The 13,554-nt window shown below is 62.1% G+C and carries 11 protein-coding genes and 1 pseudogene; 4 read left to right on the top strand and 8 right to left on the bottom strand.

Annotated elements, in window-relative coordinates:
- Positions 1 to 369 precede the first annotated feature (369 nt).
- Together ABR948_RS21245 and purU are read right to left on the bottom strand one after the other, a co-directional pair.
- Positions 370 to 936, bottom strand: coding sequence for a sugar transferase (locus ABR948_RS21245; protein ID WP_428121673.1), 567 nt, complete (start codon positions 934 to 936; stop codon positions 370 to 372).
- A gap of 159 nt (positions 937 to 1,095) precedes the next feature.
- Entirely contained in the window at positions 1,096 to 1,959 is an 864-nt protein-coding gene (gene purU / locus ABR948_RS21240; RefSeq protein WP_428121671.1) for a formyltetrahydrofolate deformylase, read from the bottom strand.
- 166 nt (positions 1,960 to 2,125) lie between these two features.
- Here purU and ABR948_RS21235 point away from each other — a divergent pair, with 166 nt between their 5' ends.
- From ABR948_RS21235 to ABR948_RS21220, 4 genes and pseudogenes are all read left to right on the top strand, one after another.
- Entirely contained in the window at positions 2,126 to 2,983 is an 858-nt protein-coding gene (locus ABR948_RS21235; RefSeq protein ID WP_428121669.1) for a uroporphyrinogen-III synthase, read from the top strand.
- A gap of 684 nt (positions 2,984 to 3,667) precedes the next feature.
- Positions 3,668 to 4,897, top strand: a complete 1,230-nt coding sequence (locus ABR948_RS21230) for a heme-binding protein (RefSeq protein WP_428121667.1) — start codon at positions 3,668 to 3,670, stop codon at positions 4,895 to 4,897.
- Positions 4,898 to 4,980: 83 nt separating this feature from the next.
- A pseudogene (locus ABR948_RS21225) lies at positions 4,981 to 5,103 on the top strand (uroporphyrinogen-III synthase); the annotation flags it as partial.
- Between the two features lie 36 nt (positions 5,104 to 5,139).
- Complete coding sequence (locus tag ABR948_RS21220) at positions 5,140 to 5,334, top strand: hypothetical protein (RefSeq protein WP_428121664.1); 195 nt, start codon at positions 5,140 to 5,142, stop codon at positions 5,332 to 5,334.
- Here the strand turns inward: ABR948_RS21220 and ABR948_RS21215 are convergent.
- From ABR948_RS21215 to ABR948_RS21190, 6 genes are all read right to left on the bottom strand, one after another.
- Positions 5,331 to 6,629 (bottom strand): glycoside hydrolase family 130 protein, encoded by a 1,299-nt coding sequence (locus ABR948_RS21215; protein WP_428121662.1) that lies wholly within the window; start codon positions 6,627 to 6,629, stop codon positions 5,331 to 5,333. The genes ABR948_RS21220 and ABR948_RS21215 overlap by 4 nt on opposite strands.
- Positions 6,630 to 6,663: 34 nt before the next feature.
- Positions 6,664 to 8,949, bottom strand: coding sequence for a glycosyltransferase family 4 protein (locus ABR948_RS21210; RefSeq protein WP_428121659.1), 2,286 nt, complete (start codon positions 8,947 to 8,949; stop codon positions 6,664 to 6,666).
- Positions 8,946 to 9,869 (bottom strand): class I mannose-6-phosphate isomerase, encoded by a 924-nt coding sequence (locus tag ABR948_RS21205; protein ID WP_428121657.1) that lies wholly within the window; start codon positions 9,867 to 9,869, stop codon positions 8,946 to 8,948. The genes ABR948_RS21210 and ABR948_RS21205 overlap by 4 nt, the downstream gene beginning before the upstream one ends.
- A gap of 260 nt (positions 9,870 to 10,129) precedes the next feature.
- Positions 10,130 to 11,728 (bottom strand): sensor domain-containing diguanylate cyclase, encoded by a 1,599-nt coding sequence (locus ABR948_RS21200; RefSeq protein WP_428121654.1) that lies wholly within the window; start codon positions 11,726 to 11,728, stop codon positions 10,130 to 10,132.
- A gap of 176 nt (positions 11,729 to 11,904) precedes the next feature.
- Positions 11,905 to 12,885, bottom strand: coding sequence for a TAXI family TRAP transporter solute-binding subunit (locus tag ABR948_RS21195; protein ID WP_428121651.1), 981 nt, complete (start codon positions 12,883 to 12,885; stop codon positions 11,905 to 11,907).
- Between the two features lie 12 nt (positions 12,886 to 12,897).
- Positions 12,898 to 13,554, bottom strand: a 657-nt coding sequence (locus ABR948_RS21190) for a GDP-L-fucose synthase family protein (RefSeq protein ID WP_428121647.1), incomplete at its 5' end; no start/stop codon positions are given.

Genomic DNA, 13,554 nt, shown 5'->3' with positions numbered 1-13,554 from the left:
CTCGCAACTGGTATCGGAGCACGACGGATGACGGCCCAGATCTCGCAACGATGACGCACAGCGAGGACAACGAAGGCGGCGCTGCCACCTCTTCGATCCCACAGGCGAACGGTCGGCAACAGCAGACTCCAATCGGTAACCTCATGGCAGGTGGCTCCAATTGGAACCAGATACATGGGAGCCATCACTATTAAGGACGCATGCGGCGCAATCATGTCTGGGTGCATGACAAGATCACGGACGCGTTTCGTCGCGTGATAAATTTTCCATATCGGAACAGACTGCCTATTATGACAGCGCAGCCCTCGCATCGTTCAGCTCTGTCGAGAAGTGCTGGCCCCGCAGTGCGTTAAGCTGTTGCGCGATGCCTTATTTGCGCGAGGGGATGACCTGATCGACGCCGACACCTTGTCCGCGCAGGGTGGCCATCAGCAGCCTGAGATCGCCGATCAGACTTTGGGTCCCGGCATATTGCGCATCCATCTGTGCAAGGCGATCGGGGTCCGACATGTCGACGCCGTTGACCTGCGCCAGCCCGGTGATGCCGGGGCTGATCGCGAATACACCGAGCCGTCGCCGCGCCTCGACCAGTTCGGTCTGGGACGGCAGGCAAGGTCGCGGCCCGACCAGACTCATATCGCCGGTGAGCACGTTCCAAAGCTGGGGCAGTTCGTCGATCTTGAACTGGCGCAGATATTTGCCAAGCGGCGTCACCGACTTTGAAGCGACCTCGTGGGTCGGCACGCTGGCGGTTCCCGCATACATCGTTCGCAATTTGTAACAGGTGAAGGGCAGCCCGTTTTTGCCGACACGGATTTGGCGAAAGATCGCGGCCCCCGGACTCTGCAGCCGGATAGCGACGATGATGACGAGAAGAATCGGCGAACACAGCACCAGCAGCAGGACACTGACCGATACGTCCAACGCCCGCTTCATCTCTTGATGTCTCCGATAGATGCAGGATTGACCATGCCAAATGAGGGCCAAGCCTGAATGAAAGCCAAGCCTGAATGAAAGCCAAGCCCGTGAGAGTCAAGCCTGGTTAGTCCCTGGGGTTCCGGTGTGCCGGGAGCAACGCGCTCCAGCTTCGGCAGTTCAATCCATGAACACCACGGTCTTGCGGCCGTTGAGGATGACGCGGTCCTCCAGATGATGGCGCATTGCGCGCGCCAGCACGCGGCGCTCGATATCGCGGCCCTTGCGGACCAGATCGTCCGGCGTATCGCGGTGGCTGATGCGCTCGACATCCTGATCGATGATCGGCCCCTCATCGAGCGCGCTGGTGACGTAATGCGCGGTGGCGCCGATCAGCTTGACGCCGCGCTCGTGGGCCTGATGGTAGGGCCGCGCGCCCTTGAAGCCGGGCAGGAACGAATGATGGATGTTGATGCAGCGGCCTGAAAGCTTCGCCGTCATCTCGTCCGACAGGATCTGCATGTAGCGCGCCAGCACCACGAGATCGGTCGTGGTTTGCCCGACCAGGTCCCAGATCGCGGTCTCCTGCTCGCGTTTGGTTTCCTTGGTGACCGGCAAATAATGAAACGGAATATCGCCGAAATCGAGACTGCTGTAGGTCTCGCGCGGGTGATTGGAAACGATGGCGGTTGGGATCATCTCAAGTTCGCCGGTGCGCCAGCGATACAGGATATCGGCCAGGCAGTGATCGGATTTCGAGACCAGCAGCATCACCCGGCGGCGGCTGGCGCGGTCGCGCATCTGCCAGTCCATGCCGAAGCGGTCGGCGATCGCCGTGAACCCGGTCTGCAGCGACGCCAGATTGACCGCGAGATCGGCGGCGTTGAACACCACCCGCATGAAAAAGTGACCGGTCTCGACGTCGTTGAATTGCTGGGCATCGAGGATGTTCTGGCCATTATGGGCCAGGAACGTCGACACTGCGGAGACGATGCCGGGGCGATCCGGGCAGGATAAGGTCAACACGAATTGATGATCGGGCATGGCGCGGGCTTGACTACACGTTGGGCGATGAGGGGAAACGGTGCCTGGTGCCCTGCTCTATCACCCGCGACACCCTTGCGCCAATCCCGGCGAAGGGATCATGATGAACAAACCGCGAGCGACCGACGTTAGAACAAGATCACGGCTGCAAATATGGTTGCAAATTATGCCTGAGAGGCTGAACGGCTTCCGCATCCTGATCCTGGAGACGCGCGAGGAAGCGCAATTTTCCCGCCTGCTCACTGAGCAGGGCGCCGATGTCCTGCAATGCCCGATGTTCACCATCCATGACGCGCCGGATTCCGCGCCAGTCGAGGCCTGGATCCGCCGTTTCATCGACCGGCCCTGCGACGATCTGGTGCTGATGACCGGAGAAGGCCTGCGCCGCCTGGTCAAACAGGCGCGGCGGATCAATCTCGAGCCGGAATTCATTGCCGCGGTCGCAACGCCCAGAAAATTCGCGCGCGGGCCCAAGCCCGGGCGGGCGCTGCGCGAAATCGGACTGGAGCCGCAGGTAACGACGGAGAAGCCGACCTCGGAGGGCATCGCCGAGATGCTCGCGCGATCCGACCTCAAAGGACATCGCGTCGGCCTGCAGCTCTATCCGGATAAGGACCACAGCGTGCTGACCGGCGCCATCACCGCGCAAGGCGCTGAGTTGGATCCGGTGTTGCCGTATGTTTACGACGCGCAGGCCGCCGACGCCAATATCGTCACCGCGATCGAGGAGATGGCGAAAGGTGCGCTCGACGCGATCGCGCTGACCAGTTCGGGCCAGGTCCGCCGCCTGATCGAGGTCGCGCAGGCGCATGGATGCGAAGCGCGGCTGCGCGACGGCCTGGCACGCACGCCGATCGCCTCGGTCGGGCCTGTCGTATCGGACGAATTGAAATCGCACGGCTTGCGCGCCGACATCACGCCGGCCAACGGCGCCTATTTCATGAAGCCGTTGATAGCGGCGATGGCGGCCGCGCTCAGCCAGAAACCGCCGCGACATGTCCAGGGCACGATAAGACTGGATTGATCTGTCAAGGCAGTGGTCGGGCAGCTCGGTAATGCCGGGGAAGATGAGTTAGAAGCGCAACTCAAAATCACACAGACCGGTTACCAGGTCGTTTCCCCAAACCGCAGAGTTCCGGCTAATTTGAATTGACCCGTCGAAGAATTTTATAGGGTGGACGCGGCATGTTTTCACTTCAGCAATCGTTATACTCTTCGATGCGTCTGGATTATCCGGGCAAAGAGTTTGTAATGCCTTCCAAATTTCGCGACGACCGGCTCAAGCCTGGCTAGAGGCAGGTCGGGAAACGAGGCGCTAGCTTCGGCGCGAAGCTTTGGCTAGCGAGTGGCTGGCTGTCTTGAGCTGTGCTCGACTTATTTTTGTCGTCCCTCATTGGTCATCATCGAGCCATAATACACGTTCAGATAGTTTTCGGATATGTGAAGGCGAATGCGCAATCATCCCGCCGACACAATCTATACGTGTATTTGGAAAGACCTCCGAAATCCTGAATTTTACTCAGGTCGGAGGAGCCGTGCCCATGACCAGGGCCCGAGCGGCGACATCTACCGACGGCCGAGACGATTCCAATCGAAGCTGTCGAGCGCAGCATCACCCAATCTAAAAAGACAGCGTCACCCAATTTAAAAACACCCACTCGTATCCCTGCAATTTGGCATCAACAATGTTCAGCAAAGGATCACGACAATGGCTGATGAAACGCCCCTCCGCGCAAAAATCTCACTGCCGGCCGATTTCCGGATCGACGAAGTCAAACAGATCGTTGGCGCCCCTCCGACGCCGACGCCCCCTCTCGGCGTCCTTGAGAATTTCACTGGTGAATTCTCAGGGACCGGCTTCAACACGATCTTTCGCCCCAACGGCGCGGCGCCGACGACGACGACGTTCACCAACCCGATCCCGCCGCCGCCGCTTCTGACGGCGCCGAACGAGAATGTCCTCGAACTCAATCTGACGACGGAGACCCTCACCTTCTCGACGCCGCTTGGAAGCGTGCCCAATCGCGGCCTGGGGATGCCGGTGGCCGCCAATGGCAACGCCCAGGAAGATATTTTCCTCAATGGCGTACCCTATGTGCAGGCCATCAGCGACGTCACCAATCCGGCGACCGGAAAAGGCGACGGCAAGGCTCAGGGCATTCACTTCGAACCCGGCATCTGGCTGAACGTTCCGGCGACGACGAGCGTCCCCAATCTCGCCAATTCGCTCGTCCGGATGGCGTCCATCCCGCATGGGACGACCATCAATGCGCAGGGATTGGCGCCCACCACTGTCATCAACGGCCCGCCGACGATCCCGTCGGTGAGCATCACGCCCTTCATCATCGGCAGCAGCCCGCCGCATCTCATCACCTTCGCCAGCCAAACGGCGGCGAACAAGGACACGCCGCGAATTCCCCAGGACCTCACCAATTTCATCGCGTCTGGAGAGATCAGTCAGGCGATATTGACCGATCCCAATACCGTGCTGCGCAACGCCATTGCGGGCCAGACGATCACCAAGACGATTGTCTTCAGTGTCTCCACGGCGCCGCCGCCGCCGGAATTCGGCGGAGGAACCGCCAACATCGCCTTCCTGGAGGGCAACGCCGCGGCAACGTCGGCCAACGCCAATACGGTCCGGATGAACGCGACGTTCTGGATCGAGACCGTGGAGCATCTGATCCCCATTCCGATCTTCAGGCCCGGCCAGGGAGCTCTAAAGATCCCGGCCAAGCCCGGAACCAACGGGCCGGTGTTCACCGGTACGCCCCCGCGCGAGATCCCGACCCCCATCACCATCAGGGTGTTCTCGACGCAGATACAATATTCGCAGGTGGTGTTCCTCAACTTCGCCGGGCTCACCTGGCCGCATGTCTCGGTGGCGACGCTCTCGCAGGCGGGGGAAATATCGATCCCGATAACCGCCTGGCCATAGGGCGGTCGCAATATGGAGCGATCTTCGGTACGATCACCGCTGCGCCGGGGGTGCGGCGGCGCTGCGGGATCATGGATCGCCGTGGCCGCATCGACGCGATTGCGCTGACCGGTCCGGGCCAGATCCGCCGTCCGCTTGAGGTAGCGCGGGCGCATGGATCGCGGCTGCACGACGGCCCGGCACGCACGCTGATCGCCTCGCTCGGCCAGAAAGCAACATGAGGGTGCAAGATGCCAAGGCCGATGAAAGTCAAAATCTTCATGGACAGCAAGGCAGGCGCGATCGAGGAGCAGATCAACGCCTGGCTGGACAATCTGGGTGCACCGACCATCATCAACACGGAAACGGTGGTTACTGCGGTTGCCGGGAAGCCCGGTGACGCGACTGATCCCTGCATCGTGGTGACGGTATGGTACGAGCCGCCGGCGTCAAATTAGGACACCAGCGCTCGCATCAGCGACGAAATCTTGATGGTCGCGAAATTGGAGAAGGTATCGGAGATCGCATAGGGCAGAATGATCTGGTCGTTATGCCGGATGGCCCCGCAGGTATAGACGACGTTGGGAACGTATCCTTCCCGCTCCGATGGTTCAGGCCGCAGCAGCGGTTCGCGCGAGCGCGCCAGCACCTTGGAAGGATCCTTTTTGTCGAGCAGTGCCGCGCCGATGGAATATTTGCGGACCGGGCCGACACCATGCGTCAGTAGCAGCCAGCCTTCGTCGAGTTCGATCGGCGATCCGCAGTTGCCGATCTGCACGAACTCCCAGGGAAATTCCGGCTTCAGAATAGCCTGGCCACCGTCCCATCGGTAAAGATCGCTGGAATAGATCAGATAGAGGTTCTCGTTATCCTGCCGCGCGATCATCGCGTACTTGCCGTCGATCAAGCGTGGAAACAGCGCCATGCCCTTGTTGCGCGCGGCCGCGCCCTGCAGCGGCGTCATTCGAAATGACAGGAAATCGCTGGTCTCGATCAGCTCCGAGCGGATCGCCGCGCCGCTGTAGGCGGTATAGGTCGCGTAATAGGTTTTCCGGCTGCCATCGCTGAATTCGACAAAGCGGGCGTCTTCGATACCGTGCGATTGAGCCTCCGTGACCGGAAAGATAACGCGTTCGCTGATATCTTCGTCGGGGTTGAAGAGGACTTCCACCTCGTCGCCGACCGGTCCTGACGTCCGAGCCCCAATCCGCGGACTCGACGCCAGCCTTGACGTCGGATCGACGGCAAGGCTGCCGTCCGCCGCGATGGCGCCGGCGCGAAACGTCAGCGACGACACATGCCCTTCGCCCACGGCGCGCAGGCTGAGAATGAAGCGCAGCGCACCTTCCGGCATACCCGACTGGTCGGGGTGCGGCACGATGCTGGGATTGAACAACGCCGAGGCTTCGAAGGAATATTCGTTGAGAAAATAGGCGCCGATCAGTTGGCGCTGGACTTTGGAGAAGATGCCGTGAGCCGCCAGCGCCTCTTCCATTTCGTCGGCGCGGGCTTCGAACGTCTCAAGCAGGTTGCGATGACGGCCGAGAAAATTCTCCAGCACGTCGTCGAGCTGGCTTGCAGCGGCCGCTGAATCGAGTGCCAGAACCCGATCGACGATATGATTGGCGCGCGTCTTGTCGGTCGGGTTGAGATCGCGCGGTTCAGTCGCCGGCTTGAACGGACGCACGATCACGCGCGCGGGGTCGGGCCGCAGATAGAGCGCCTGCCGGTTCATGAAAGTGGCTTGTGACAAGGTGTCCTCGGCTCGCTGGAGTAGCAGGTGAAATTCAGGTACCGACGGCGGCAAGTATTGGAGGTTTTGTCGGACCGATATTGGCGCGGGCAAGCTGGCGGATCTCGGCAAGACCGAGAAGATAGCAAACCACCGACTCGCCGCCGCGATTTTCGTTGGCGCGGTCGGGATGCAGTCCGTCACGGCAGCTTCCGGTATGCAGATCGACCAGCGCCACCGACAGATCATTGCGGCCGTGAAACCAGGCGAAGGCGTTGGTGGCGATGGCTTTCCATTCGGCATCGCCATTCGCCCGCCACGCCGTCAGGCAGGCCGCGATCGTCGCCGTGGCCTCCACCGGCTGCTGATCGAAGGCGCGCGGAGGTTGCCGCTTTTCCCCGAAACCGGCGGTGCCAACCGGCCGGAAATGACCTTCCGGCGCCGTTTGACGGTTCATCAGCCAGCGCAGTGACCTCAATCCGGCCTCGACATAAGCGGGCGTTTGCGTGGCCATGCCCGTCAGCATCAGGGCCTGCGACAAGCGCGCGTTGTCATACGACAGCCCTTCCTCGAACCACACCCAGTCCCGGGTCTCGACGGCGGCGAGGCAGGACATCAACCGGTCGGCCAGAAACCGCCGGACCTCCTGCGCGCGAACATCATCCGGCGTGACGGCGCAATAGGAACCCAGCCCCAAGAGCGTAAATGCCCAGGCGCGGGGTGAACCAAAAGTCTCCGCGGTCGACAAGGCCTCGGCGAACAGGGTGGACGCCCACAGCCGTCGTGACGGGCTGGCATCCCTGCGGGCGCACTCGCCCAGGGCCCACAATGTTCGCCCGTGGCTGTCCTCGGAACCACGGTCTTCAAGCCAGTTTCGATCAAAGCCCATGAAGTTGCGAAATCGCCTGGCATCGCGATTCCACGCATGCTGCACGAAAGCGGCAAAGCGGGTGGTCAGAACTTCCGAAAGCCGCTGTTCGCCCGGATTGTTCAGCGCGCAGGCCAACAGCAGCGCGCGGGCGTTGTCGTCCACGCAGTAACCGTGGGAGCGATCGGGCACCGAATGCACCGCATGCTGAAACAAGCCGGTATCGTCGCACATCGAGAGGAAATGACCGATTTGCATGTCAGGCGCAGCAAGGCTCTGCTGCTCGGGCGCTCCCTTGCCGGTTCGCGGAAGAATCTTGAGCCAGTGACCCTGCCGCGCGCTGGCAAATACGGAAACGTAACGCTCGGCGGTGCGCTCCCATGTCATGGTTCGGCTGACCGCGTAGGCGCGCTCGCACATCGCCCGCCGCCGCGGGTCGTCGGTGAGCAATGCCGCGATTTCGTTGCCGATCGCCGCAGCATCGCCAAACGGCACCAGAACGCCGCGTCCATCCGCCAGCAGCTCGCGCGCGTGCCAATAGGGCGTCGAGACGACCGGCTTCCCCAGTCCGAAGCTGTAAGCCAGGGTACCCGACGTCATCTGGGCTTCGTTGAGATAGGGCGTGACGTAGATGTCGCACATCGAGATGAACTCAAGCAGCGTGGCCTGATCCACGAACTGGTCGAGGAACACCACATGGTTTTCGACACCCAGTTCGCGCACGCGTGCCATCAGGCTTTCGCGATAGGCCTCGCCCTGCTCCCGGACCAGATTGGGATGGGTCGCGCCGAGCACGACATAAACCGCGTCAGGGCGGCGTCGCAGGATCGACGGCATGGCGTCGATCATGACCTCGATGCCTTTGTTGGGAGACAATAGGCCGAAGGTCAGAATCACCGGTTTTCCGGCAAACCCGAGCCTGGCCTTGGCCGCATCCGGCGTGACAAAGGCAACATCTGGAATGCCGTGGGGGATGACTTCGATTTTGTCATCCGGCACGTGATAGACGCTGCGAAGCAGCTCGCGCGCCTTTGCCGCCATCACGACGATCTTCGACGACGCCTCGATGATGCCGGTCAGCACCGCGCGCTGTGCCGCGGTCGGATCGCCCAGCACGGTATGGAGCGTCGTCACCACCGGCATGGTAAGGCCCGACAGCAGCACCAGGATATGCGCGCCGGCTTCGCCACCGAAAATTCCGAATTCGTGCTGCAGGCAAATCGTGTCGAAACGGCCGGCGTTGAGGAAATTCGTGGCGCGCGCGTAGGCATCGACATCGTCGGCCTTGATCTGCAGCGCGACCGTCGCAGGATAATCGTAAACCTGGCCATGATCGGTCATGGCCACGATGCATGTCTCAAGCGCGGGGTACGAGGCCGCCACGGCTTCCTGAAGATGGGTCGTGAAAGTGGCTATCCCGCAGCGGCGGGGCAACGAATTGCCGATGAAGGCGACACGGCGAATGGGTGTCACGAACGCACCTCGATCTCTGTCAATAGCGGTACGGGAAAGGCGGTTAATCCGGTCGGATGCCCGGCCAGGTCCAGCAACAAGCAAGCAATCGGATCCGGCCCTGGATAAGCGACGAGACCACTGAATCCGTTGGCTCCAACCTCGATGCTGGCATGATCGCCGCCAATGAAGATCGCCTCGCCGGCCGATGCCGCGACCAATCCGATCGCCGCACGGCCGTCCAGCGCCAGCAACCACGTCTCCCGATCGGGGGTGAGTGCCCAGCCCGTGTTCGCCGGCAGATCGATCCGCTCCAGCACGAAATGGCGGCTGGCGGCGAGCAGCGTTCGCTCGGTGGAAAGACGCCGCGGACCGCATTGAACCCGAGCCGGTCCCGCATCGGACACTGCCATGGCATTGTCTTCATGCAATTCGCGCTGCCGGCCATAATCGAACAGACGGAATGTGGCGTCGCTGCGCTGCTGAATTTCGGCAAGCACGATGCCCGCGCCGATGGCGTGGATGGTGCCCGCGGGCACCAGGACAACGTCACCTTTGATGACCGGCCGCCATTGAACGAGATCGGCGATCGAGCCGTCCCTGATCGACGCCCGCAACTCCTTTGAACCGAGACACCGTTGCAATCCGACGGCCACCCGGGCATCCGGCAACGCCGACAGAATATACCATGCCTCGGTCTTGCCGTTCGGCAGGCCTATCGAACGCGCAAACGCATCGTCGGGATGAACCTGGATCGACAACGGCGCGCTGGTAAACAGCAGCTTGAGCAGCAATGCGGAGACTGGCGCGGCTTGATCCGGCCGTTGAAACCACAACTCTCCGACCGCGCTACCAGAACCGTCAACATCACTCCAGGGCCGCAGATCGGCTACACCCCACGGTTTGCGTACGACCTGCACCGTGGCATGTTCGACGGCCATAGGTTGTCCTGACCCGTAACGCGCATATCGAAGCGATACGCCGTCGGTCGATACCTTGATTAATATTTGGCGAGGCTAAAGCGGCGCTTCGGGAATGCGACGAAACGATCCGACTGCGCCGATTAAGGAGATGGCTACTCCGATACCGGATTACAACCTTTGCGCGGTTCCAAGGCCGAATTGATCGGCTCCCCGCCGCGAGAAAGAGATAGCCAACCAGACTGAAAGGGCGCACCGTCTCTGCACGTCAGGCCACGCGGTCACTCGGCGGCGAGATTGGCCTCAAGTGGCGCCACGTATTTGACTACGCGGTTTCGCCCGGCGCCCTTGGCCTGATAGAGCGCGTCGTCCGCGCAGCGCAGCAGGGCATCGATGCCTGACATGCTGATCGTGGCGGCGGCAATGCCGACACTGATCGTCACATTGAACCGCACCTTGTGCACGGTCAGGAAATGGCCCGCGATCTGCTCGCGGATTCGCTCCGCCACGATCTCGGCCTGCGCCATATCGGTTTCAGGCAGCAGCATCGCGAATTCTTCACCGCCGAGCCGGCCGACAATATCGGAGCCGCGCTTGCCCGAAAGACAGGCGGCTGCGACCGAAATGATGGCTTCATCCCCGACGGCGTGGCCAAAACGATCGTTGACGGACTTGAAATGATCGATGTCGATCGCAAGCAGCGACAGCGGCCGCTGATAGCGCTGGAACCGGTTCCACTCGGCATTCGCCGAAATCATGAACTGCCGCCGGTTATAGAGGTTGGTCATGGAATCGATAGTCGCGAGTTTTTCGAGCTGCTCGGCGTTGTTCACGAGATCAGTCACATCGCAATAGGTCAGCATCCGGCCGCCATTCGCGGTCACCGAACAGTGCACACGAACGTGCCGCCCGTCGGGAGTGTGGGCATCGCGCACGGCGGGACTGGCTGAGCGCACGGCCTCGACGCGGCTGGCAAGGAAGGCATCGCGCGGTTCGCCGGCCATGCCATAGGAGTGAACATGCGGCGCGTTGCTGATCAGCTCGAGATAGGACGGGTGGGTCGCCAGCTGTTGCTCGGTCACGCCCCAATAGTCGCGCATCTTCCGGTTCAGGAACTGCGCCTTCAGGTCCGCATCCAGCAGCAGCACGCCGTCCGAGATACGGTCGAACGCGTTGCGCAGCCCTTCCAGCTCGTCGGCATGCCGCACGATCTCGGTGACATCGGAATAGTTGAGCATTCGCCCGCCGTCGGGCAGCACCGCGCATTCCATGCGCAGCACATCGCCCTTCGATCGCCGCAGCACCACCGGCGTGGGATCGCCGGCCCGCACCAGACGAATACGTTCGGCGACGTAAGCATCGAGATCGGCATCCGCGACCTCATAGGCATGGGTGTCGCGGCCATGATACATCAGCGCGACAAAGGCCGGCTTGCGGTCAGCCATCGCGTCGGGCACGTCCCACAGCCGGCGAAACGCGCGATTGATGAACTGCGCGCGCATGTCACGGTCGAGCAGCACGACGCCTTCCCTGATTTCGTCGAGCGCCGATCGCAACGCCAGCGTCTGGCTGCGCAGGATGGAATCGCCCCGGCGCTCCGGCTGCGTGGCAGGCTCTTCCCTGGCGGCATCGGCGGTTTCGAATTCGAGGCCGAGCTCCTCGCCCGACTGCCAGACCCTCTTGCACGGCCGCGGCGCGCCTTCACCGGGAATCAGGAGATGAAAATGCGGGGGAATGCCGAGCGGGCTTTCCACCGTGATGGTGGCGCCGTGGTCGGAGATCCGGCGCACGACGCAGTCGATGCTGGATTGGCCGAAATTGGAAATGACCTTGCCGGCGAGCAAAATACGGCCAGGCGGGATGGATTTCTGCTCGGACATGGCAGGTCTCTTGAACGGCCCTTTGAGGCGGCTTCGTTGCCCTCAACTGCAGGTGCAGGCTCGGATATCCGTAACGATAGGTGTGTTTGCGTTAATGGCGCGTTGTGTTCGTGATTTCGTCGGCGGCGATTACAGCCGATGTCCGGCCATCGCTTAGCCGGAAAGTTAACGCGCCGTTACTCGGGCAGCTTGATGCCGGCCTCGTCATAGAACCGCTTCGCGCCGGGATGGAACGGAACCACCCGGTTCTGCACCGCGTTGCGGGCCAGCGTGCCGGCCGCTGTGGGATGAATCCGGGATGCCGGGTCGGGCGCCGACAGCACGGCTTTGGTGATCGCGTAGGCGGTGTCGGCGGGAAGGTCCTTGTTGGCGACCACGAAATTCCACGCCGAGACGCTTCTGATGTCGGCGCTCTGGCCGCGATAGGTGCCGGCCGGAATCGTGGTGGCGGCCAGCTGCGGCAATTTCAGCAGCATCGCGGCAACCTCGGCGTCGGAGAGCCCGAACACAATTGCGTCGGCGTGATCGGCGACTTCGCTCAGCGACGGAATCGGCACCACGGCCCCCTGCCACAGCGCATCGATTTCGCCGGCGATAACCATTTTTGAAAGCGCGGCCGGATCGCCGTTGACGATGACCGGCTTGATGTTGGCGACCTCGGCGGCAACGCGGAAGAAAACTTCGGGCGGACCTTTTGCCGGGCCGACGCCGACCTTCTTGCCGTCGAGGTCGGCGAACGACCTGATCGCGCTGCTGCGCAGCGCGGCGATCTGGAACGAGGTCTCGTACATCGGGAACAACGCGCGCACGTTCGCGTGCTTGTGGCCCGCGGCCCAGCCGGTCCCGTTGACCGCATCATAGGCGGAGCCGATGAAAGCGGTTCCGATGGTGGTCGCGGACGCATCGACGCCAGACAGGTTCTCGTTGGAGCCGGAACTCTTCCTGACGTCGAGATGGATGCCCCTGGAGGCCAGATAGGCGGCGACGCCCTGGCCGTAGGGCAAGAACGCACTGCCGTCGCCGGCGGTCATGAACGTCACCGGCGCGGCGGTTTGAGCCGAGGCAGACTCAACAAAGGCGGGGTGAACCGGAACGAGCGTATGGCCGATGGCGGCCAGAGCGAGCAGCGCAGCGCATCGAAGGGCTTGTCGGATCATGTCTCGCCTGGATCAACCTTGGTGATGCTCGGCCAGATAGGCCTGATAGGCGAGCCGGATTCCGTCCTCGAGCGAGGTGCGTGCGCGCCAACCCAGTTTGGCGAGGCGGCTGACGTCGAGCAATTTGCGCGGCGTGCCGTCGGGCCGCGAGCTGTCGAAGCCGATATCGCCCTTGTAGCCGACGGCGGCGGCGACCACCCGCGCGAATTGCGCGATCGTGATGTCCTCGCCGGTGCCGATGTTGACCAGGTCATCGCCGGAATAGCCCTTCATCAGATGAAGGCAGGCGTCGGCGAGATCGTCGACATAGAGGAACTCCCGCCGCGGCGTGCCGGTGCCCCAGACCACGACATTGGCGATGCCGGCCGTTTTCGCCTCGTGAAACCGGCGGATCAGGGCGGCCACGACGTGGCTGTATTCGGGATGATAATTGTCGCCCGGCCCGTACAGATTGGTCGGCATCACATTGATGAAGTCGCAGCCGTACTGGCTGCGATAGGCTTCGACCATCTTGATGCCGGCGATCTTGGCGATCGCATAGGGCTCGTTGGTGGGTTCGAGCGGCCCCGTCAGCATGGAATCTTCCCGCAGCGGCTGCGGCGCGAGCTTGGGGTAGATGCAGGACGAGCCGAGAAACATCAGCTTCTGCGCGCCGTTGACATAAGCGGC

This window comes from Bradyrhizobium sp., assembly GCF_050014615.1.
Taxonomy (GTDB): domain Bacteria; phylum Pseudomonadota; class Alphaproteobacteria; order Rhizobiales; family Xanthobacteraceae; genus Bradyrhizobium.
Note: the sequence above shows the minus strand (reverse complement) of the source record. Positions and strands in the feature narration are given on the sequence as shown.

Excerpts from the sequence above, each read along its gene's own strand:
- ABR948_RS21195 (WP_428121651.1), bottom strand. The coding sequence starts at position 12,885 with ATGATCCGACAAGCCCTTCGATGCGCTGCGCTGCTCGCTCTGGCCGCC.
- ABR948_RS21220 (WP_428121664.1), top strand. The coding sequence starts at position 5,140 with ATGAAAGTCAAAATCTTCATGGACAGCAAGGCAGGCGCGATCGAGGAG.
- ABR948_RS21205 (WP_428121657.1), bottom strand. The coding sequence starts at position 9,869 with ATGGCCGTCGAACATGCCACGGTGCAGGTCGTACGCAAACCGTGGGGT.
- ABR948_RS21200 (WP_428121654.1), bottom strand. The coding sequence starts at position 11,728 with ATGTCCGAGCAGAAATCCATCCCGCCTGGCCGTATTTTGCTCGCCGGC.
- purU (WP_428121671.1), bottom strand. The coding sequence starts at position 1,959 with ATGCCCGATCATCAATTCGTGTTGACCTTATCCTGCCCGGATCGCCCC.
- ABR948_RS21230 (WP_428121667.1), top strand. The coding sequence starts at position 3,668 with ATGGCTGATGAAACGCCCCTCCGCGCAAAAATCTCACTGCCGGCCGAT.
- ABR948_RS21245 (WP_428121673.1), bottom strand. The coding sequence starts at position 936 with ATGAAGCGGGCGTTGGACGTATCGGTCAGTGTCCTGCTGCTGGTGCTG.
- ABR948_RS21235 (WP_428121669.1), top strand. The coding sequence starts at position 2,126 with ATGCCTGAGAGGCTGAACGGCTTCCGCATCCTGATCCTGGAGACGCGC.